This is a genomic window from Clostridium sp. CAG:221 (assembly GCA_000435835.1).
Taxonomy (GTDB): domain Bacteria; phylum Bacillota; class Clostridia; order Clostridiales; family Clostridiaceae; genus Clostridium.
Window position 1 is genome coordinate 51,555 of the sequence record FR883370.1, and the last position, 22,831, is coordinate 74,385.

The 22,831-nt window shown below is 28.4% G+C and carries 22 protein-coding genes and 1 pseudogene; 6 read left to right on the forward strand and 17 right to left on the reverse strand.

The genetic code is table 11. From position 1 onward, the window contains the following. Nucleotides 1-74: 74 nt before the first annotated feature. The 4 genes from Q5O44_RS02665 to Q5O44_RS02680 form a co-directional block, all read right to left on the reverse strand. Nucleotides 75-248 carry a (2Fe-2S)-binding protein gene (locus tag Q5O44_RS02665; RefSeq protein WP_022166843.1) on the reverse strand — a complete coding sequence of 58 codons (174 nt, stop codon included), beginning with the start codon at nt 246-248 and terminating at the stop codon, nt 75-77. A gap of 179 nt (nt 249-427) precedes the next feature. Continuing rightward, on the reverse strand, nt 428-1,036 hold the full coding sequence (locus Q5O44_RS02670) for a superoxide dismutase (RefSeq protein ID WP_291735587.1): 609 nt from the start codon (nt 1,034-1,036) through the stop codon (nt 428-430). 62 nt (nt 1,037-1,098) lie between these two features. After that, nucleotides 1,099-2,889, reverse strand: a complete 1,791-nt coding sequence (locus Q5O44_RS02675) for an FUSC family protein (RefSeq protein WP_022166845.1) — start codon at nt 2,887-2,889, stop codon at nt 1,099-1,101. A 138-nt stretch (nt 2,890-3,027) separates the two neighbouring features. Further along, complete coding sequence (locus Q5O44_RS02680) at nt 3,028-3,471, reverse strand: Lrp/AsnC family transcriptional regulator (RefSeq protein WP_022166846.1); 444 nt, start codon at nt 3,469-3,471, stop codon at nt 3,028-3,030. A 27-nt stretch (nt 3,472-3,498) separates the two neighbouring features. Between Q5O44_RS02680 and Q5O44_RS02685 the strand changes: the two are divergent. After that, a pseudogene (locus Q5O44_RS02685) lies at nt 3,499-4,767 on the forward strand (aspartate ammonia-lyase); the annotation flags it as partial. A 70-nt stretch (nt 4,768-4,837) separates the two neighbouring features. Here the strand turns inward: Q5O44_RS02685 and Q5O44_RS02690 are convergent. Continuing rightward, on the reverse strand, nt 4,838-5,272 hold the full coding sequence (locus Q5O44_RS02690) for a DUF1648 domain-containing protein (protein WP_022166848.1): 435 nt from the start codon (nt 5,270-5,272) through the stop codon (nt 4,838-4,840). A gap of 180 nt (nt 5,273-5,452) precedes the next feature. Next, nucleotides 5,453-7,402, reverse strand: a complete 1,950-nt coding sequence (locus tag Q5O44_RS02695; protein ID WP_022166849.1) for a translation factor GTPase family protein — start codon at nt 7,400-7,402, stop codon at nt 5,453-5,455. Nucleotides 7,403-7,642: 240 nt separating this feature from the next. On the opposite strand from Q5O44_RS02695, the gene Q5O44_RS02700 reads away from it, so the two are divergent. Continuing rightward, on the forward strand, nt 7,643-9,271 hold the full coding sequence (locus Q5O44_RS02700) for a GH3 auxin-responsive promoter family protein (protein ID WP_368389925.1): 1,629 nt from the start codon (nt 7,643-7,645) through the stop codon (nt 9,269-9,271). Between the two features lie 140 nt (nt 9,272-9,411). Then, nucleotides 9,412-10,203 carry a histidinol-phosphatase HisJ family protein gene (locus Q5O44_RS02705; RefSeq protein ID WP_022166851.1) on the forward strand — a complete coding sequence of 264 codons (792 nt, stop codon included), beginning with the start codon at nt 9,412-9,414 and terminating at the stop codon, nt 10,201-10,203. Between the two features lie 153 nt (nt 10,204-10,356). Here the strand turns inward: Q5O44_RS02705 and Q5O44_RS02710 are convergent, their stop codons facing one another. Continuing rightward, nucleotides 10,357-10,884, reverse strand: a complete 528-nt coding sequence (locus Q5O44_RS02710) for a hypothetical protein (RefSeq protein ID WP_022166852.1) — start codon at nt 10,882-10,884, stop codon at nt 10,357-10,359. A 195-nt stretch (nt 10,885-11,079) separates the two neighbouring features. On the opposite strand from Q5O44_RS02710, the gene Q5O44_RS02715 reads away from it, so the two are divergent. Further along, the gene (locus tag Q5O44_RS02715) at nt 11,080-11,544 is read left to right on the forward strand and encodes a YopX family protein (RefSeq protein ID WP_022166853.1); all 465 of its coding nucleotides are present in this window, start codon (nt 11,080-11,082) and stop codon (nt 11,542-11,544) included. A gap of 13 nt (nt 11,545-11,557) precedes the next feature. Here Q5O44_RS02715 and Q5O44_RS02720 read toward each other — a convergent pair whose 3' ends face one another. The 8 genes from Q5O44_RS02720 to Q5O44_RS02755 form a co-directional block, all read right to left on the reverse strand. Further along, entirely contained in the window at nt 11,558-12,994 is a 1,437-nt protein-coding gene (locus Q5O44_RS02720; RefSeq protein ID WP_022166854.1) for a SulP family inorganic anion transporter, read from the reverse strand. Nucleotides 12,995-13,335: 341 nt separating this feature from the next. Then, on the reverse strand, nt 13,336-15,633 hold the full coding sequence (gene gshAB / locus Q5O44_RS02725; RefSeq protein WP_022166855.1) for a bifunctional glutamate--cysteine ligase GshA/glutathione synthetase GshB: 2,298 nt from the start codon (nt 15,631-15,633) through the stop codon (nt 13,336-13,338). Between the two features lie 79 nt (nt 15,634-15,712). Then, a complete protein-coding gene (locus Q5O44_RS02730; RefSeq protein ID WP_022166856.1) occupies nt 15,713-17,023 on the reverse strand; it encodes an MATE family efflux transporter in 1,311 nt (436 codons plus the stop codon). A gap of 124 nt (nt 17,024-17,147) precedes the next feature. Beyond that, on the reverse strand, nt 17,148-17,459 hold the full coding sequence (locus Q5O44_RS02735; protein WP_022166857.1) for a metalloregulator ArsR/SmtB family transcription factor: 312 nt from the start codon (nt 17,457-17,459) through the stop codon (nt 17,148-17,150). Between the two features lie 182 nt (nt 17,460-17,641). Next, nucleotides 17,642-18,307: an ABC-2 transporter permease gene (locus Q5O44_RS02740; protein WP_022166858.1), complete on the reverse strand. Its 666-nt coding sequence runs from the start codon at nt 18,305-18,307 to the stop codon at nt 17,642-17,644. Between the two features lie 2 nt (nt 18,308-18,309). Further along, nucleotides 18,310-19,164 (reverse strand): ABC transporter ATP-binding protein, encoded by an 855-nt coding sequence (locus Q5O44_RS02745; protein ID WP_022166859.1) that lies wholly within the window; start codon nt 19,162-19,164, stop codon nt 18,310-18,312. Continuing rightward, the gene (locus Q5O44_RS02750; RefSeq protein WP_022166860.1) at nt 19,157-19,540 is read right to left on the reverse strand and encodes a GntR family transcriptional regulator; all 384 of its coding nucleotides are present in this window, start codon (nt 19,538-19,540) and stop codon (nt 19,157-19,159) included. Before Q5O44_RS02750 ends, Q5O44_RS02745 begins: the two co-directional genes overlap by 8 nt. Nucleotides 19,541-19,685: 145 nt before the next feature. Beyond that, nucleotides 19,686-19,868: a DUF1858 domain-containing protein gene (locus Q5O44_RS02755; RefSeq protein ID WP_022166861.1), complete on the reverse strand. Its 183-nt coding sequence runs from the start codon at nt 19,866-19,868 to the stop codon at nt 19,686-19,688. 158 nt (nt 19,869-20,026) lie between these two features. Between Q5O44_RS02755 and Q5O44_RS02760 the strand changes: the two genes are divergently transcribed. Continuing rightward, entirely contained in the window at nt 20,027-20,422 is a 396-nt protein-coding gene (locus tag Q5O44_RS02760) for an Rrf2 family transcriptional regulator (protein WP_022166862.1), read from the forward strand. Nucleotides 20,423-20,561: 139 nt separating this feature from the next. Here the strand turns inward: Q5O44_RS02760 and Q5O44_RS02765 are convergent, their stop codons facing one another. Both Q5O44_RS02765 and Q5O44_RS02770 read right to left on the reverse strand, forming a co-directional pair. After that, entirely contained in the window at nt 20,562-21,266 is a 705-nt protein-coding gene (locus Q5O44_RS02765; RefSeq protein ID WP_022166863.1) for an LrgB family protein, read from the reverse strand. After that, nucleotides 21,250-21,621, reverse strand: coding sequence for a CidA/LrgA family protein (locus tag Q5O44_RS02770; protein ID WP_022166864.1), 372 nt, complete (start codon nt 21,619-21,621; stop codon nt 21,250-21,252). The genes Q5O44_RS02765 and Q5O44_RS02770 overlap by 17 nt, the downstream gene beginning before the upstream one ends. Nucleotides 21,622-21,839: 218 nt before the next feature. Between Q5O44_RS02770 and Q5O44_RS02775 the strand changes: the two genes are divergently transcribed. Then, complete coding sequence (locus Q5O44_RS02775; RefSeq protein ID WP_022166865.1) at nt 21,840-22,778, forward strand: L-lactate dehydrogenase; 939 nt, start codon at nt 21,840-21,842, stop codon at nt 22,776-22,778. The last annotated feature ends 53 nt before the right edge of the window (nt 22,779-22,831 follow it).

Consider the following 22,831-nt stretch of genomic DNA (forward strand, 5'->3'; position numbering starts at 1 on the left):
ATAATTATTGCCCCAATTACTTATTTATATAAAATAAAAAAGAGAAGATTATCTAATCTCCTCTAAAAAAACTACTATTTATTTTCATCTATTAGTTTTTCTATGTTTCCTTTACATCTTGCTCCTCTACAGCATCCTGCTCCAGCACCTGTAGCTTCTTTAACTTCTTCATAAGTTTTAGCTCCATTTTTAACTGCTAAAACTATTGTTTCTTTTGTTACTTTGTTACATAAACATATATTACTCATGTTTTTTCTCCTTAGTATAAACATTCTTTATCTTTATTATTAACTAATAATTATTATTTGTCAATATACTTTTTTCTTTTGTTATACTAATGATACATAACACAATCTCCTTTATTTTTATTTGCTTCCCTTAAAATATTGCTATTATATTTCTAAACCTGCTTTGCATTATGTATTTTTTAACAATTATATAATTCCTCTACTTTAGCCCAATTTATTATTTGCCATATGTTTTCCAGGTATTTTCCTCTAAGATTTTTATATTTCAAATAATAAGCATGTTCCCATACATCTATACAAAGAATTGGTTTAAGACCACATCTAAGTGGTGTATCTTGATTTAGTGTACTCATAACATGTAATCTGCCACATTTCTCTTTCACAAGATAGCTATAACCTGAACCAAATCTATTTAAAGCATTTTCATTTATAAGTTCTATCAACTGTTCAAAGGAACCATACTGCTTCTTTATTCTATCCATTAGTTTTCCTTCAGGTTTTCTTTTAGGCTTAGGATATAAAATTGAAAAGTATAAATTATGATTATATACTCCTCCTCCGTTATTTATCACTTTCTCCCTTATTTCCTTTGGTATTTTTTTAGGATTCATTAATATATCCTCTATGGTTTTACCCTTTGTAAAATTCTCATATCCTTTAAGCACCCTATTTAAATTATCAACATAGCCTTGTAAATGCTTAGTATAATGAATTTCTACCGTTTCTTTATCTATATAAGGTTCCAAAGCATTAAATAAATAGGGAAGATATATTTTTTCGTATTTCATTAGACTTCCTTTCAATTTAATTACTACACTACTATATATGCAGAAATCCTTTTCATTTATCACTATCCATTAAAAATCATATTTGATTTATTAAATTCACCATATGCCTTTATGATATTATATTTATTTTTCCTATTGCTATGAAAACAAAAAAGTGTCTCATAAGATATTTTAATCAAATAATAATTATTCATCTCTATAAATCTATTAATTCCCTCATCACCATACTGCATATTTCTAAGATTAAGTTTCTGCATAAGAAGCATCAAATGAATTATTACATCTCTTATATTATTAATATTTTTATTATTATTTAAATAATCCTTGCTATCTTCCATTAAATATTCATTATATCGTCTTATTTTTTTCACAAGCTGCCTTACTCCATCTTTAAGTCTATAAGGAAATATAATCTTATTTGCTATTAAAACTAATATCACTCCTGCTATGACATATATTATTCTTAAAAATATTAATACATTTATATTTTCAGTTAATGATGATACGCAAATTGATGCCACAGCTGCAAATAATGAAATTTTATAATATTCTTTAAATCCATATAAAAGATACAAAGCTCCTATTAGAATTAATATAGTTATAAGTTTATTATCAACTATATTAATAAGAATTCCTGTAACCAATATGGCTAATATATTTCCTTTAACTCTATCTCTTGCTTTTGTTATAGTATCTTCATAGTATGGTTGCATAATAGACATAATTGTTATAATTGCCCATATTATTTTATAAAATCCTAAAAACTCTCCTACTAAAAGTGCTATTGTCAATGTTATAGCCATTCTTATAGCAAACTTAAACCTTATACTATTTACATTAAAATATTCTTTAAAAACATTTTTAAATGTATCTAAATCAGATCTTTGCCACTGTTTATATACTTTATTAATTTCTCTTTTATTCATTTCAGCTAAACGCTTTAAATTTTTATATACTTCCATAAATATGTTACCAATAAGTTCAAAAATCTCACTCTTATTAATATTATCATTAATAAAATATTCTACTTTTTCTTTTAAGTCCACCACATCTATATTTCCTGAAGTATATTTCTCAAAGTTATCTAACAACAACTCAATATCAGCAAGTTCCTTTTCCTTTATATTTTTTTCTGTAGCTATATCTTTTAAGAGCAAATTAAGATATTCTAAATTTATCAAAAGATTAAATTGAATGATTCCTATATTAGTAGTTAAATATTTTCTATGTCTGCTTATATATATTTTATAAGTCAAATCTCTCATCTTTCCAGTACATTTATTTTTAAGCTCATCTGAATAATGATTTTCCCTAATATTTTTCACCTGCTCTTTTAACATATTTATATACACAACTATGCTGCTACCTAATACAGATTTTTCATTTATTTTCTTTATAAAGCTTGCTAAGACAATAACTGCCACTCCAAAAAGTACTGAGTAAAGCCTTTCTGGTAGCTCACTAAAAGATACTGTAGCATATTGAGTAAATATATAAAGCATAATAAATGGTTTATAAAAAGTTAAATCATATTGTGAAATTATGCTGTACATTATTAGAAATATTGATATAAAATTTATTATTATTCCAGTATAAAGATTTAATGAGGATATAAATGAAGTAACCACTATGAGCATATCTAAAATTATCAACCAAATAACTTTATAGAAAGTCTTAACATAAAAATTTTGCCTTCCTAATACTGTTGATGTTAATGCAATAGGAAAAGCTATCATTATATTTTTAACTCCAAATAATATCCATACGCCAAACATGGTAATAACTGCTACAGTACCATTCTTTAACATACTATATACATTAACATTATATTTTTTTATTAAACTTTTAAGCATAAAAATAACTCTATCCTTTCCTTTATGGATAAAGTTATTTTTGTCTTTATATGAATTTTTTATTTATTTTCTTAAGCTAAATTCATTATGTCTTTTACTTTTAATCATCTCTTATGAATAAAAAAGCTACTAAACTATTTATATATCTAAAGGAATCTCTATGCCCCTATGCTCAACTGGTGTTGAAAAAACTATTTGTGTTTCAGTATTTCCAAACTTCTGTAGCTGCCCTATAAAGGCATCTAATTCTAAAGTTGTTTCATAAGCAACTTTAATAAGCATTGAGTAAGCCCCAGTTACACAATTACATTCAATAACATTTGGACATGCATTTATAAAAGGATAAAATACTGGTTTTTCTTTTGGACTCATGGCTAAATTAATAAAAGCTGTTATATTGTATCCTAACTTCAATTTATCCACCTTGGCGCTATAGCCAGTAATAACTCCTGATTTTTCCAATTTATCAATTCTCGTTGCCACTGCTGGTGGTGATAAAAACACCTGTTCTGCCAGATATTTTAAAGGATACCTTGCATTTTCTTGTAATAGCTTTATAAGCTTTCTATCTATTTTATCCATTAACACTCCCCCTTTTATTAAATATAAATCTCTCTTGCAGAAATAAAAAAAGCTGCAGCCTTAACAAATAGAAAATACAATAATTTAAATAAAGATATATCCCATGCAATAATTCTAGCTTGCGATGAAATAATACATGGAAAGCTCCATGATCAATTTATTGTGGATCCTATACAAGGTGGTGCAGGTACTTCAGCTAATATGAATATTAACGAAGTAGTTGCTAATAGAGCCATAGAAATATTAGGCGGTGAAAAAGGTAATTATGATATTGTAAACCCCAATGATCATGTAAATATGTGCCAATCCACCAATGATGTCTTTCCTACTGCTGGTTAGATTACTGCAATAAAAATGATACATCAAGTAATTTTACAGCTGGAAAGGCTATATAACGCCTTAATTGCTAAATCATTTGCTTTTGAAAATATCCTAAAGATGGGACGTACTCAATTGCAAGATGCAGTGCCTGTACGCTTGGGACAATGCTTCAATGCTTATGCAACAATGGTTAGCCGTGATATAGATAGGCTCATTAAAAGCTTAGATGAAATGAAAACAGTAAACCTAGGAGCTACAGCCATAGGTACTTCCATAAATGCACCACTTTCATATGTAAAAAATATAGTTCCAACTTTAAAAACTGTAGTTAATTTAGACTTAAAGCAAGCTAGGGACTTAATTGACGCTACACAAAATATCGATTGTTTCGTTGCAGTATCTGGAATTCTAAAAACTTGTGCCGTTAATCTTTCAAAAATGTGCAATGACTTAAGACTTTTATCCAGCGGACCAAAAACTGGTATTGGAGAAATAAATCTTCCTGCTAAGCAAAATGGTTCCTCCATAATGCCTGGCAAAATAAATCCTGTTATTCCAGAAGTAGTATCCCAAGTTACCTTTAATGTAATAGGAAATGATCTTACTATAACAATGGCTGCTGAAGCTGGACAATTGGAACTTAATGCTTTTGAGCCTATTTTATTTTATAATCTCTTTGAATCACTAGAAACATTAAGCCATGCTATTTCAACCTTGGTAGATAATTGTATAATTGGCATAACTGCCAATGAAGATCATTGCTTGGAACTTCTTGAAGAAAGTGTTGGTATTGCTACTGCCTTATGCCCTTATATAGGTTATAAAAAATCTGCTGAAATTGCTAAATCATCATTAAAAACTGGTATTCCAATAAGAAAGCTTGTACTAAAAAACGGCATTCTTACTAAAGAAAAATTGGACTCTATACTAAATCCAGCTACAATGACCACTCCAAAATATATAAGTGCTTCATAAAAAAAGGACAGCCTAAGCTGTCCTTTCTCAAATTCATTAAAGAAAAATAGTCCTCTAGTTTATCCTATTTTTATGCACGTTTTCGTCTTCTTCTATTTTTATTACTCTTCTCTATTAATATGTTATACTGCCATGATATTATTATCATAAATATCTCTATTACAAAAATTAACATTGCTGAATTAAGCACTTTTATATTCACAGCATTTAGAATTCCCTTTATATTTTCAAAAGCAAAAAACATAATAAAATATGTTTTGAAAAATCCTGAAATATGCCTATGTTCATTATCAAAAAGCCTTTTTTCTATAAAATCTAATAATGCATTAACCAGTAATGATACAATAGGATATATTAATAACTTTTCATATTTACTGGCATATCTAATTATATTTCCTTTTGCATCAAAATAACTTGGTAATATATCCGGTAAATACACCATTGCTATTGCTGAACACATTATACTTACTATAAAAATAATAATATTTAGTTTTCTTTTTTCCATTTTATTTTCCCCCAAAAATAAACTTTTAAATAATTATAATTATACTCTTTTATAAAAGTAATCCATTAAATAATACTTTAATTAAAAAAGGCCAAATCAATCTAAATTATGATAGTTTTGCTTTAAATGCTACAACTTTTGTTAAAAACGTAAAATAGTTTTTAGGCACTACAGTAATAATTATTTCTTTAAACAGTGCATATAATTCACAACTTCATCACCTTTTACGCTATATCCTACTCCTTTAGCACAGAATATTGATGAAGATGTGTATTCTGGATCAGCATCTTTATTATATCCTATTCTCTCTATAACCTCTTCTGAATTATGACATACATCATATCCACCATACATTAAGCTAAGTCCACCTTTTCCTTTGCTTAAAGCCTGAAATTCTAAAGAGTAATCCATAAATGTAGCCACCGGTCCCCTTCCCGTAATAATGACTCTGTCTCCTACACTCTGCTGTTCATTAAAAGTGCCATTCATCTTTTGAACATCACTTAAAACTCTACCTAATAATTGGTTATCAACTTCTATTTTAAAATTATAATAAGGCTCCAATAAAATATTTTCTGCACTATCTAAACCTTGTCTTAAAGCCCTTTTAGTAGCCTCCCTAAAATCGCCACCTTCAGTATGCTTAATATGAGCACGTCCTGTAATCAAGATTACTTTAATATCATCAATTTCTGAACCTGTTAATATTCCTCTATGCTTTTTCTCAAAGATATGGGTCTTTATTAGATTTTGTTGTCCTGGTGTTAGATAATCATTATGACATCTGTTTTCAAATACTATTCCTTCACCACGTTCTCCTGGCAATAGTTTTAAATGTACTTCTGCATAATGCCTTAATGGTTCAAAATGACCATATCCATTTACTTCATTACCAATGGTTTCTTTATATAATATTTCTGGTTTATCAAATTCAACATTTAAATTAAATCTCTCTTGAATTATTTCCTTTAATACTTCTAATTGTATTTTTCCCATTACATTAATATGCATTTCTTTTAGAATTTCATCATATTGTACATTTAATGTTTTTTCTTCACTTTCTAATATTTTTAAATACTTTAATACCTCTTTTATATTTACCGTACTGTCATATAAGACCTTTGCCGTCAGAGTTGGAATCATTTCTTCTGTAGAATCCTCTATTCCAATGCCCATTCCAGCCTTCATATTGCTAATACCTGTAACTGCAAACACATCACCTTCACTAGCTACATCTTTAATCTCATATTTGACACCATTATATGCTCTAATTTCATTTACCTTTTCTCTTATTTCTTCGCCATTATGATTATAAACTAATTCATCTTTAACTTTTAAAAGTCCACTTAGTGCTTTTATATATGTTATTCTTGTACCTTTTTCATCATATCTAATTTTAAATACTTTACCAGTAAAAATATCTGCTAGCTCATAATTAGTCATTGTAAGCTTATTAAAAATATCTAAAAACTCTCTTACTCCTTGGTCTAGTAATGCAGAACCAGAACTAGCTACAAAAATTTGCCTTTCCTTTACAAGAAATTTTAATTTATTAATCCATAACTGATTATTATAATTATCTTCAAAGTATAAATTTAACAACTCTTCATCTTTTCCTGCAATAAATTCTATTTCTTCATCACTTAAATTCATCAAAGAATTGTTACTTAAAAGGCATATATCTTCACTAAACCTTCTTTTTAATTGCTGATAAACTTTATTAACATCTGCTCCTACTCTATCTATCTTATTTATAAAAATAAATGTAGGAATTTTACGGTTCTTTAATAAATTCCATAATGTTTCTGTATGTCCTTGTATTCCTTCCACTGCACTTACTACAAGTATGGCATAATCAAGAATACTTAAAGTTCTTTCCATTTCTGGCGAAAAATCTATATGTCCTGGTGTATCTATTAAATAATAAGTATCACCATCATATGAAAATGTTCCTACATCAGAAAAGACAGTGATTCCTCTTTCCTTCTCTACCTTTTGACTATCTAGAAATGCCTCTTTATAATCAACTCTTCCTTTTTTTCGTATACTCTTAGTATAGTATAAAATTTGCTCGCTAAATGTTGTTTTTCCAGCATCCACATGAGCAAATATTCCAAATGTCTTTTTCATATTTCTCCCCCAATCTTTATCTTATTTATTTGTATGTTATAAAATATTTATCTTTTAATTATTACTTAGTATTATACCTTAATTTGGGGTAAATTTATTACCTTATTTTTTTATTATTAAACTTCGTATCAATTCATTTATCCAATTCATATAATGCTTATGTAAAAATACAAAGGATGTGTTATTACGACAATTTTAAATAAACTTCTATATAAAAGTCTAATTTACTCTGGAAAACTCATTGAACTAAAATTAAATTCCTATACAAAAAAAACTTTAAAAATCAATACTTTAACCTTACTTGACATTATCAAATCAAATGCTACTTGTGAGTATGGAATTAAATATAATTTTAAATCTATAAATTCAATTGAAGATTTTAAAAAAAATGTTCCTATAACTAACCCTGTAGATTATGAAAAGTATATCAAAAAAATGGCTAATGGCGAAACTAATATCTTAGTAAGTGACCCTATTGAATACTTTGGCCATACATCTGGAACCACAGGAAAACAGAAATTAATACCTGTCACTAAAAAAAGCAGAGTTATAGCTTCAAAATATATGGCTTTATTAACACCAAAGTACTCTTATGATAATTTCAAGGATACTTTCACTTTTGGCAAAGGTTTAATGATTGCTGATATAGTTACTACTACTTACACTAAAAGCGGTATTCCTATACGCTCTGCTACCTCTGGTGGAATGGAAGGAATTAAAAAGATTCTGCCTTTAATGTATACTTCTCCTATAGAAGTCTTCAAAATTAGTGATAAAGAAGTATCCCAGTATCTTCATTTATTATTTGCCTTAAAAGAAAATAACTTAATGTATATATCCTCTTCTTTTATTTCTAATATACTGGATCTACTTAGATGTCTTGAGGATAATTACAGCATGCTAATATCTGATATACAAAAAGGTTCTATAAACTCTAAATTAGGACTTGATTCACAGACACGAAAAATTCTTAATAATATGTTAGAACCTGATGCTGCCAGAGCTGATTTCTTAAAAAATGAATTTGAAAAAGGTACTAAGGGAATTTGTAGAAGAATATGGCCCAAACTAGCTTATATTGCTACTGTTACTGGTGCTAATTTTTCCATATATGATGATAAAGTTAATTATTATACTGACTCTCTTCCTATCTACTCTACAGCTTACGCTGCAACAGAAGCAATGATTGGTATTAACCCATATGCCTCTAAAATAAGCTATGTAGTTATTCCTGACACTGTTTTTTATGAATTTATTCCCGTCAATGAATATGATAAACCATCACCAAAAACCTATTGCATACATGAACTTAAAATAAATGAATGCTATGAAATAATGATTACAAACTATGCTGGATTATATAGATATCGCTTAGGTGATGTTATTAAGGTATTAGGATTTTATAATGATTCACCAGAAATTGAATTCCTCTATAGGAGAAACCAAGTCCTTAATATGGTGTCAGAAAAAACCACTGAAGAACACTTAACTACTAGCATTAAATCAACTGTAGCTAAGTTAAATTTAAATCTGATAGATTATACTGCCATAGCTGACAATTCTATTTCTCCTGGAAGATATGTATTTTACATGGAATTAAGAAATGTCCCTTCTAAAAGGCTAATTTCATCTATTGAAAATACTCTAGATGATGAATTGAAGAAATCCAATTTGGCTTATGGACGTTTTCGTAATAGTAATGGCCTAGCCCCTATAAAGGTTGTCCCTTTAAATTGTGGTTCATTTGTAAAATTTAAGGAATTTCTTTATAGCAAAGGTGTTTCTAAAAGTCAGATTAAAATACCAAGAGTTATTACTACCAATGAAAATTTAAAGAAATTAGTAAAATCTCAGGAAATCATCTACTGATTTTTAAAGACTGATAATTCTATTATAAAGCTAAAATTATCAGTCTTTAAATTTATACTATTTAAAAGAAAATTTCAAATATGTTGAAATGGCTTTTTATGTTATAATCATTTATTATATAAATTTTTAGGAGGGATACTATGCATCTTGCTGATTACCATTTACATACACTTCATTCTTTTGACTCCACTCAGTCAATTAAAGATGTATGTGATAAAGCTATCCAAATGTCGCTTGCTGAAATTGCCATAACAGATCATTTTTCTGTTATTGAAGGCAAAGGTAGCTGTGGATATATGGATAAGGCAAAATATTTAGAAGATATTGAAAAACATAAGGAATTATATGATGGTAAGCTTATAATCAAAAGAGGTTTGGAAATTTGTGAACCTTATTTAACAGAAGAAAAAATTTCTGCTGAAATATCTCAAATGAATTTAGATTTTATATTAGGTTCTGTTCATAGTATTGATGGGCAAGGTATGAATACTTTTGCTGAAGGTTTAGATGGAAATGACCTTTATGAACGTTATTTTGAAGAAATTCTTCTTTTATGCAAATCAAAAAATATCGATGTCATTGCCCATATGGATTTTATTAAAAGATATGCCTTTAACAAATGTGGTCTTTGTGATATTAGAAAAAATGAAGAAATGTTAAGAGAAATCTTTAAAAGCATTGTAGCCAATGGAAAAGGAATTGAAATTAATACTTCTGGCTTAAGAAGTGCCTGCAATGAAGCATTACCTGGAATTGATATGCTAAAGCTATATAAAGAATGTGGTGGTGAAATCATCACTTGTGGCTCAGATGCCCACTTCACAAAAGATGTTGGCTTCCACATAAAAGAATCCTACCAACTACTTAAAGATTTAGGATATAAGTATACATATACCTTTAAAAACAGACAAGCCATTGGAGAAAAATTATAATTTTTCTCCAATTATGAATTATGAATGACGAATGATGAATTAAGGTAAGAACTCCATAGGGAGTTCAAAAATATTATTATAAGAAACTCTTCGAGTTTCATCCTTAATTCATAATTCTTAATTCATCATTCATAATTATTTAATAAATAAAATTTATTTATTAAATATTGGGCTTATTCCTTGTGCATAGTTTCTTTTTATATTACCAAAAAGGCTTACTGATTCATCTAATTCTTCTTCTTCCTTAGTTTTTTCAGCTTCTGCTGCATCTAATGTTGAAACTGTGTTCTTTTCTTTTGCTGTTAAAATTGGCTCTAAAGCTCTCTTTTCTTCTTCATCACTACTTGTATTATTATTTAATTTTAATTCTTCAGCTTCACTTTCATTTTCTTCTAATTGAATTGCTGGTGCACTTTCAACTGTTAACTTATCTTCTCTTTGCTTGTTAAATGCAGTTTCTTTAACTATCATTTCTATATTTTTAACAGCTACTTCATGTATTTGTGAATTATACATAGTACTGCAGTCAACTGTAATAGCAGTGTCTCCTATTTGTGCAATTCTTCCTTTGATTGATACTGATTTATATTCTAATGATACTATATCATCACTTTTAAAAACTATAGTTTCTCCATTATGTTCAACTTTTAAAACTTTAATATTTTCTACATTTATATTCATTGTATCTTCTCCATTCTATATATATATATCATACTTTATAATACTACATATTTTATAGATAATAAACACTTGTTTTATTATCTACCTATAAGCATAATTTTACAATTTAATAATTTAATGATTTATAAATTAAATATAGTTAATTAATTGTTAATTTTTTCCTTTTTGTTATAATGTTATTGAGGGGGGAATTATATGATAGATCATTTTAAATTTAAAATATATCACAAAAGTTTAAAAAAATCTTTTTTTGTTACTTCCATTGATTATAAAAACAATATAGTTTGTTATGAAAATGGAGATAAAACTTTAGAAGTTTCCTTTGAAAATATAATTATGCTTATGCCTACAGGAATTTATGATTCAAAAAATAATGAAATTTATGAAGGTGATGTAATCACTTATCAAAGTAATAGCTTATCTCCAAAAAAAGTATCTACAGTAATTTATGAAAATGGCTGCTTTATGACTAAACTGCTACTTTCTAAGCAATTGGAAGCTAGAGCGAAAAAAGATAATATAGATAATGATATATTTACCGATCTTTTGTTTTTAGCCACAACAGCAAATTATAAACCAATAAAGATTATCGGTAACATCTTCACTTACAACTATGATAAAAACAGTAAAAAAGCAAAAACCACTAAACTAACAATTTAGTGGCTTTTGCTTTTTATACATTACTAAAACATGATAGTTTTTCAAATATTTTAACACATTCTTTATTTAAAATTCTTACCTTTGCTTTAATTCCTTTTTTCTCAAACTTAGCAATAACTTTATCTATTGCTTCTACAGCTGATTGATCCATTATCTTTGATTCTAAGAAATCTATTTCAACAGCATTAATATCCTCATTATAATCAAAACTATTTATAAATTTATCAGTTGCTGCAAAGAACAGTGGCCCCTTTACTAGATATGTTGTTACTCCATTAATACTCATTTTATCAACTATTATATTAGCACTCTTAAAGGCAAATAACACTGCACTTAAGATTACTCCAAGAACAACTCCATATGCTAAATTATCTGTCAGCACAACAATTGCAACTGTAGATAACATTACAAAAGTATCTGATATAGGCATATCTTTTATTCTTCTTATAGATTGCCAATCAATTGTTGTAAGTGATACCACTATCATTACTGATGCTAAGGCTACCACTGGTACTTGAACAACTAGCTTATTTAAAGCAATGACAAATATAAGCATAAACGTACCTGCTGAAAAAGTTGAAAGCCTTCCTATACCGCCATATGTGATATTTAAAACTGTTTGTCCTATCATACCACAGCCTGCTATTCCTCCAAAGAAACCAGCAGTTATATTGGCTAAACCTTGTCCAATACTTTCCTGATTCTTATTACTTTCACTTTCTGTCTTTTCATCAACAATTTGCGCTGTAAGCAATGATTCTATTAAACCTACTAAAGCCAATGAAACAGAATAAGGCATAATTATCTTTAATGTTTCTAAATTTAATGGTATATTAGGTATTAAAAATTTTGGCAGCTGTGAATTAATTGCTCCCATTTCTCCAAGCCTTGTAATATCAATGTTAAATATTATAACTATAGCTGATATTATCACTATGGATACTATAGGTGATGGAATCCTCTTAGTTATCTTTGGTAGTAAGTATATTATTCCTATGGAAATTATCCCTAAGACAATTAAAATGTATGTTCCCTTAAAATGCTCCAATTGTGATTTAAACATCAATATTCCTAATGCGTTAACAAAGCCAAGTATTACTGGTCTTGGTATATATTTTATCAACTTACCAACCTTTAAATATCCAAGAACAACTTGAATAATTCCTGTAAGTATAGTGGCAGCAAGCATATATTGTACCCCATGACTTTTAACAAGTCCAGCAAGAACTAAGGCCATTGATCCAGCAGCTGCTGATATCATTGCCGTCCTTCCACCAAAGATAGCTGTGATTACAGAAATGCAAAATGATGAGTATACTCCAATCATTGGGTCTACCCCTGCCACAATGGTAAAACCTATAACTTCAGGTATTAAGGCCATACATACTACTAATCCTGCTAAAAGATCAAATCTTATATTACCAAACCACTCTTTTTTATAATTTCTCATTTGTTCACTCCTATTATATTATATTTTACAGTAATAACCCTTGTGCTTTTGCTCTCCAAGTACCTCTTTGCCATCTTAAATAGAATATTACAGCTCTGATACATTCATCAAGCATCATGGCTAGCCATACTCCTTGTACGCCCCATCTAAATTTAATGTGTTTAAAACAGATTTATACTGTTTTTTACATACAAAACATAGATTAACGGGAATTACTTTATATGTCAATATAGATTTTCCTTGAAAACAATTACTACTTATAATTATTTTCTAGTTCTAAAAGAACAAAGGAACTTCCTTTAATAGAAGCTCCTTTATTTATATTTTATTTAAATTAAGTTCTATACAAGTTCTAATAACTTAAGTACTTCTACAGCAATTTTTCTTTCTGTACCTATAAATGGATATGAGTGTATATGTATTGCTGGATTAAAGTTAATTTCTATTATTGCGTAATTAGTATTTTCATCACTATAATCCTCCAACATCATATCTACACCACAAATCTTAGCACCTGCTGCTTTACTTGCCTTTACAGCAATATCTTTAAATTTTTGTGGTATATCATCTGTGTAATCTATACTATCCCCACCAGTACTTATGTTGGAATTTTCTCTTAAATACACTGTTTCTCCTGCAAGAGGTACATAATCAAAATTCTTATTTTGTTGCTTTAAAAATATAGCTTCATTTTCACCAAGGTTTATTTTTTCAAGAGGTGTAACATATCCCTTACCTCTTAATGGATTTTGATTCTTTAATTCAACTAATTCTCTTATGGTTTTTACTCCATCACCTAAAACATTTGCTGGCACTCTATGAAGTATTCCTACAACTTGATCATCAATAACCAAGAATCTATATTCCTTTCCTTTGATAAACTCTTCAATTAACACTGTTTTATCAAACTTAAATGCTATTTCAAAAGCTCTTTCTATATCTTCTGCATTTGTTCCTTCAGGGAATATGTTTATTCCAGTACCAAAATTAGTTGATTTAGGTTTTATAACTATAGGCTTTTCTATATAATTATTTATAGAAATCTTTGCTTCTGCAAGACTATCGAACTCTTCACCAACTGGAACCTTAATACCTTCTTTAGCCAATACCTTTTTAGTAACAGTTTTATTTTCCATGATAAGTACTGTTACATAATTATCCTTTGATGTCTTGGTGGCTTGCTTTACATATTCAACCTTTTCTCCCTTTGTTAAAGAAATAAAGTTTTCGCTTCTATCTACTATATCAGTCTTAATTCCTCTTTTTATAGCTTCCTTCATTAATATTTGAGTAGAAAGTTCTAAATCCTCAAATCCTTCTAACTTAAATCTATTATTATACGCACTTTCCTTATAACCTTCAGCTAAATCTACATTAGCCTTTATATATACTTTTTCTTCTATAAGCTTTTTGTAATTATAAGCATAAGTTAATGAGCTATCTGTCATTTTTGCTATTGCTTCATTGATTATATCTTCTTTTCCTAAATTCAGCTCTGAATTCATAGCCTTCATTTCATTTAGTATTTCTAAGCCCCAGCTTCTTCTATCAATTATTTCTCCATCTTTAATTAATTCAACATTTTCTATACCATATTTAGCCACTAAATGTTGGTTTCTTACAGCTTCTTGCTGCCACTTATCATAACTACTTTCTTCTTTAATAAGCATATATATATTTAATAATTGAAGGAAATATAAATCATTTAAGCTTATGCCACCCTTTTCAAAGGGATTTATATCGATACTTCTATATTCTAAATAGCTAATTCCATCCTCTAGTAATGAATTTAAGAAATTCTTAGGTTCTTTAGCTTTTAATCTTACCTGGCTATATAATTCCTTATGGCTATCTATCACTCCATCATTTACATATTTATTGATGCTTTCAACATAGTCTTCCACCGTATCATAATTTGGATAAAGTTCTTCTTTGTTTCTATATCCACATTCTCCATTTCTATGAGAAACTGCACCATCTAAAGTATACCCATCTTCGCTTATCTGTTTAAGCTTACAACTGCATCCATTTAAAAAACTTTCATGTATTACAGGTGCTGCACCTAGAAGATAAACTATAATCCATCTATATCTTAAATAATTTCTTGCAACCTTTAAATATATAGAATTTTTATACTCCTTGTATGTTAATTCCTTGTCACTACTTTCATATAATTTTCTTATAATTTCTTCATTAAAAGAATAATTGTAGTGGATTCCTGATATAAGTTGCTTCTTTCCACCATATTTTTTTAAAAGCTTATTTCTATATTCTTCTGCTTCTCTTCCCTCTTCACTATATTTAGCTACAGGTATTTCATCATCTTCTGGAATAAAACATGGCATTGATTGTGGCCATAAAATTTCATCACCTATCTCCAAAGCTACTATGTCATAAAGTGCCTTTAAAAAACTATATGTTTCTTCTATTTTATCTAAGGCAGGCGTTATTACTTCCACCTGACTTTCTGAAAAATCTGTAGTTATGTAGGGATTTAAAACTTTATCTCCAAATATCTCTGGATGATCTGTAAATGATAAATATCCATTTTTATCAACTCTTAACATTTCTCTCTCTATACCACAATTCCCCTTTAAAAGTTGTTGTGGTATAAATAACTCTTTAATTTTCTTTAACATTTTTATATTCCTTCCTTAAATTCTCTATAATTATATTTAATATAATCTATTAGATTTATCTGGTCAAATACTTATAAAATTATAGCTTCATCTTAACAACAATAAAGTACATAATGTACGATGTTATACCTTTTAATATACTTGAAATGGAAATACTCATCCATACTCCATTTACACCAAATCTCCCCACCAACATCAAAGCCATAGGTACTCTTAGTGCTGTAAAGACAATACTTATAATTGATGGAATTTTAGGTAATCCAAGACCTGTAAATGTTCCATTGGATATAGTTTCTATAGTGCTAAATATTTGTGAAAAAGCAACTATTCTTAAATAATCAGCTGCAATTATTATAGTTTCATTTTCACTAATAAAAAGTTTAATTATGGGCCTATTTAAAAATATGAATACAAATACCATTATTAAAGAATAAAGTATACCTAATTTTAATGCTGTTTTATATCCTTCCTTAATCCTATTATATTTGCCTGCACCAAAGTTTTGTCCTACAAAACTTGATATAGCTCCATGAAGCCCACCTATTACCATATATGTTATGGATTCAATCTGCAGACCAATTTTTTGAGCTGCTATGGCATTTGCACCAAAACCACCAATTATTCTTGCCAAAACTATATTTATCAAGGTAAATAATACTCTTTGGAAAGACATTGGAATTCCTAAGACACAAATTTCTTTAACTTTTACAAAATCTAATTTAACACCTCTATAATATCTTAAAAAGCTCATAGATTTTCTTCTATATAATAAAAACATGATAATATTAGCTACCAAGGTTGCCAAAGCAGCTCCTGATACCCCCATATTAAATATATATATGAATATTGGATCTAATATTATATTTGAAACAATTCCTATGGCACTTATAATTAATGCTATTTTATTGTTGCCATAACTTCCTATAATTTTAGAATATAGCATATTAAAAAATCCAAAAAATAAAATTGGTCCATTAATAGCTAAATAATAAAATGAATTTCTTTCTACTATAGTATTATTTAAATTTAAAAAGTCTATAAATATTTTTCCACAAAATATCAATAATAAGCCATAGCTTAATGCTATTATTAAATTTATAACTAACCCAGCATTAATGTATTCCTTTTCTTTTTCAGTTTCTTTCCTGCCAATAGCTTGTGCAAGTTTTATGGTAGTCCCTATTACCACCATTGAATTTATTGCATAGCCTAGACCTACAAAAAAACTTGATGATCCCACACTAGCTACTGCATCACTTCCCAATGCACCAACCCAAAGCATATCAATAAGATTATAGGTGAATTGTAAAAGTGAAGTTGCCATTATTGGTAGTGCAAGCACCGTTAGTACATTTATTACTTTTCCCTTAGTTAAATCTATCTTTTTCATCTTAACTCTACTCCTAAATATAGATATTCATCTATATTTAATATAAATGACTATCTATATAGTGTCAATCTATAAGTTTTCATGAATAAATAATAAAAACCCCAGCTATAGCTGAAGTTTTCTGCTATTGCTCTATTTCACTGCCATTAATATCATTGTCTTTATTAGTGATAGATTTGATAAATTTAATAAGTTCCTTAGCACTTTCATTGCTTATTTTATAATAATTCCAAGTTCCACACTTTCTTGCTTCCACCAATCCACATTCTATTAACACTTTCATATGATGTGATAATGTAGGTTGAGTAAAATTAAAATGTTCTAATATCTTGCATCCACATTTCTCCTCATATGATAATAAGTCAATGATCTTTAATCTATTCACATCACTTAAAGCTTTAAATATTCTTGAATTAACTTCATATTTATCGTCCATACAAATCCTCCACTAATCATATATTCCTTTTATAAAATAAAAAAAGGAATACAGACTCTCTCTATATTCCTCAATATATCTCACTATTTTTTTAATGTCAATATTTCTTTATACAATACCCTAATTTGATATAGCCTTGCTTCAATTATAAACTTACAAGGTAGTTTTCACCATATACTTTTTTATGCAGTTCTATTTATATATAGCCTTTGTGATACTATATTAGATATTTCAAATATTAATAAGCCACATAATATTAAGAAAATGCTGACCATAACTGGATTATTTTCTATATATGCTGCTATTGCTTTAAATTTTTCTGTAGATTCTCCCATTAAACTCCCAAGAAGAGGAACTCCTATTGCTATCACAAAAAAAGGTACATAAGTGAAAATCTTTCCTTTAGTATATCCTAATTTAAAATATGTTGGAAGCTGTAATGACACTAATATAAGTGACATAAAGAAACCTGTTACTAAAACAAATAATAGTTCACTATACTCCAAGCCTTGTCTTAAAATCACATTTCCAACTATCATAATAATATAAGAAAGTATAGTAAAAAATATCATTGTCCCTAAAGTAAAGATATATCTTCCATTAACAATATTTCGCTTCTTTAATGACAAGGTACCATAAAAATTCTCTATATTATTTTTTTCACTTAAGGCAAAAGGATAGCTTACCATTATTACACCATAAAACATAGCTATAAATGACATCATATATATATTTTTAGTGGTTATTATCACTGGAATAGATACTGCAAATAATAATAGCATATACTTCTTCAAATATGGCTTTACCATAAATAAATCTAATTTTGCAAACTTACAAACTTTTTCCATTATTACATGGCCTCCTTATTCATATAAATCATAATTTCATCAAGAGATGCTTTTTCAATAATTACCTTGCTGGAGAACCCTACAGCTTTCTTAAGCTCAATAAGCCCTTCAAAACCTGTGCTATGGATTCTTAAGCCAATGATTTCTTTCTTCTGGCTTTCTGTGATATCTTCTTTTCCACCCTTGATAATGCAATATTTCTCTAAAAACTCATCCTTTTCTCCTGTAAAAATAATCTTGCCATTATTTATATAAGTTATATAATCAGCTATTTTTTCTATATCAGAAGTTATATGTGAAGAAAATATTACGCTTTTTTCTTCATCTTCTATATAATCTCTTAAGATATCTAAAAATTCATCTCTGGCCACTGGATCTAAACCACTAGTAGGTTCATCTAAGATTAGAAGCTTTGCTTCGTGAGAAAAGGCCACTGCTATCATCAGCTTCATTCTCATTCCTCTAGACAAATCTTTAACTTTCTTATCTCTAGCTAAGTTAAATTCCTTTAAATACTTTTCATATATGCTGCTGTTCCAATTCTTATAAAACATACTTACAGCTTTTTCAACATCATTTAGAGTCCAATCTTCTAAGTAATAGCATTCATCAAATACTACACCAATTTGCTCCTTAATCCTTTCTTCCTCTCTTATATTATCAAGGCCAAAAACCTTTATTTCTCCAGAGTCTCTCTTTATCATATTTAATATAAGCTTAATAGTAGTAGTCTTTCCTGCTCCATTAGCACCTATAAAGCCCATAATATACCCCTTTGGCAAATTAAAAGATATATTATCTATTTTAAACTTTTTATAATCCTTAGTAATGTTGTTTATCTCTAATACATTATTCATAACTTTCCTCCTCTAAGATAAAATCCAACATATTTTTTAATTCTTCTCTGCTAAGCTGCGCCCTTTTAGCTGCCACAATAGCTTTTTCAAAGCATTCTTCTATTTCTCTAAGTTGCTGTTCTTTTAACATCTCGTTATCTTGAGCTAGTACATAGCATCCCTTTCCTTGAACATTTGTTACAAATCCTTCATATTGCAAATCATTATATGCTCTAGTGGTGGTTATTACACTAACTTTTAATTCTTTAGCCAATTGCCTTATAGAAGGAAGCATTTCCCCTTCCTGTAATTCACCTGAAAGAATAGAACTTTTAATTCCTTCCTTTATTTGTTCATATATAGGAATCCCTGAACTATTTGATATAACTATTCTCATAATTACCTCTTTTCCAACTGTATTTAAAGTCATTACTGTATATATTCTATATATACAGTATATACTCCTTACATTAATTGTCAACACTTTCTAAAAAAATAAACTCACAGAAAATATCTTCTGTGAGTTTATTACTATACTTATACTATTTATTTAATGCTTCTAATAATTCTGTTAAGTTTATTCCATGAATTTCTGCTGCATCTTCAATACATTCAGCTTGTGCTGATGGACATCCTACGCATCCCATACCAAATCCCATTAATATTTCAGGTGCATTTTCTTTCATTTTTATTACTTCACCAATTGTCATATCTTTAGTTATCATTAATATATACCTCCATCTACCTAAATATTATTTTTGTATTTATTCTATAAATACTATATCATGATAAAATAAAATGTTCAATTAAAATGCACATTTTATTTTACACTATTTTTTGATAAAATAATACTACTTATTAGTACAAGAAAAGAGGATTATATATGCAACTTTCAAAATTTACTGATTACTCTTTCAGAGCTCTTATTTATTTAGCAGATAAAAAAGATTCCTTAGCCACTGTAGAGGAATTAGCTAACGCTTTACAAATTTCAGAACATCATTTAAAAAAGATAATCCATAAATTAGCAAAAACAAATTATGTCATTTCCATTAAAGGACGTGGCGGCGGTTTAAAACTAGGCATGGATCCTAAAGATATAAATCTAGGGGAGATACTTAAGATTACAGAAGATAATTTAAATATTGTTGAATGTTTTAATAATCCAGAAAACTGCCCCTTAATGACTGGTGGTTGTAGACTTAAAGGCGTTATCTCTAATTCACTTCAAAAATTCATTGAAGAATTTTCAAAATACAGCTTAAAAGACATAATTTAAATAATGATGAATTACGAATGATGAGTGATGAATGATGAATTAACTCCTAAGGGAGTTTAGAATATATATTTTTTAGAAACTCTTCGAGTTTCATCCTCAATTCATCATTCGTAATTCATAATTCATAATTACCAATTATTTATACAATGAAATTGATAAATAATTGATATATGGTTGGTGCTATGAACACAGTCATAATTCCAGCAACACCTATGGAAAGGCTACTCATTGCACCTTCTATTTCACCCATTTCTAAAGCCTTTGTTGTTCCTAATGCATGGGATGATGTTCCAATTGCTACTCCAATGGCAACCTCATTTTTTATTTTAAATACTTTACATACTATTGGTGCTATTACTGCTCCAATAATTCCAGTTATTAATATTGCCAATACTGTAATAGGTATAATACCACCTAATTGGCTTGATATTTCAATTCCTATAGGCGTAGTTACAGATTTAGGTAAAAGAGAAGATATTATTTCTCCATTTAAATCAAATATTATGCAAGATATAATAATTGATATTACACCTATAACAGTACCTAAGAAAATCCCTACTACTATAGGAACAGCGTATCTTTTTAAATTATCCAATTGATTATAAAGTGGTACTGCCAATACAACAGTTGCAGGCCCTAAAAACATATTAATAAAATCTCCACCTACATTATATATTTCTACATCTATATTAAATAATAATAAAAATGCTATGACCATTACTATTGATACTAAAAGCGGATTTAATAATACTATTCCAGTTTTTTTTCTGATAAGTAATGCTAATTCAAATGCTATTAGAGAAATAACCACACCAAAAAGCATATTATTAATTAAACTTTCCATTTTTATCACCTTCTTTTTTATTAGCTATTCTTTGAACTATTCGACCTGTACATGCCATAGTAATTACAGTTGTTATAAAACATACAATCAATAACTGTAACCATATATCTTTTATTACTGTAAAAGATGATATTAAACCTACTCCAGCTGGTATAAAGAAAAATGCCAAATGATCTAAGAAAAAGTTAGAAATAGTACTTATCTGCTCTACCTTTATTACTTTAAAACACAACAATAAGAATAATATAACCATTCCTATTACATTTCCCGGTATAGGCAATCTAGTAACATCTGCTATTAATACACCTAAAAGATATATACCAAAAATTATTATTGCTTCTCTAAATAACTTCATTTTTTCTCTCCTTACTGCTTTTATCTTAGTATTCTACAATTATAATGATGATTATAACATTTATTTTTCACTGTCTTTAAATTTTCAAAAAATTAAAATAACTTTTCTTCATTTTACAATAATCCCCATAAACATAAACTATATTGAAAAAGAATAAATTTATATTTATTCACAATAATAAATTTATGGCTATTAATATTATAAAGGAGTGTTTATTAATGAGTAAAATATCTATCATTGGCGCAGGTTCAATTGGAGCAACTACAGCCTTTGCCTTATTACAAAAAGGAGTTGCCACCGAAATAATCATTAATGATATAAATCAAGAGAAAGCTTTGGGAGAAGTACTAGATTTAATACATGGAAGCTCTCTTTGTAAACCTTGTAAAATTTCACTGGGAACCCTTGAAGATACAGCAAATTCAGATATAATTATTATAACTGCTGGTTTAGCTCAAAAACCTGGAGAAACAAGATTAGATTTAGTTGATAAGAACTATAATATATTTAAGAGCTTTATTCCAACCTTAGCTAAGCTAAGTCCTAATTCTATCCTTTTAGTAGTTTCAAATCCTGTAGATATACTAGCCTACATGACATATAAGTTATCTGGCTTCCCTAAAAACAGAGTTATTGGTTCTGGTACTGTTCTAGATACTGCAAGACTAAGAAGCTTACTGGGAAAATACTTTGAAATTGATGGTAGAAACGTTGAAGGATATGTACTAGGTGAACATGGTGATAGTGAATTTGTTGCTTGGTCAGAACTATCTATCGGAAATATTCCTGTTAAGAACTTCTCAGAACAGTTTAATATAGAATGGGATAAAGAAACAGAAAATGTTATTGCTACAGATATAAAAAATGCAGCATATGAAGTCATCAATAGAAAAGGTGCTACTGCTTTTTCAGTTGCCCTTGCATTAGTTAGAATAGTTGAAGCATTTTTAGGTGATGAAAAATCTATACTTACAGTTTCCACACTACTAGAAGATTACCTTGGCGTAAGCAATGCTTACTTAAGTGTTCCTACCATTGTTGGAAAAAACGGTATTGAAAAAGTTCTTGATATTTCATTAAGTGATGAAGAAAAGGTAAAATTCATAAATTCCGCTAACTTAATGAAAGAATATATAGATAGCATTGATAATAAATAGCTGTATTAAATACTGGTAGTAAATAATAAAGCATAGCTTTTTAGCTATGCTTT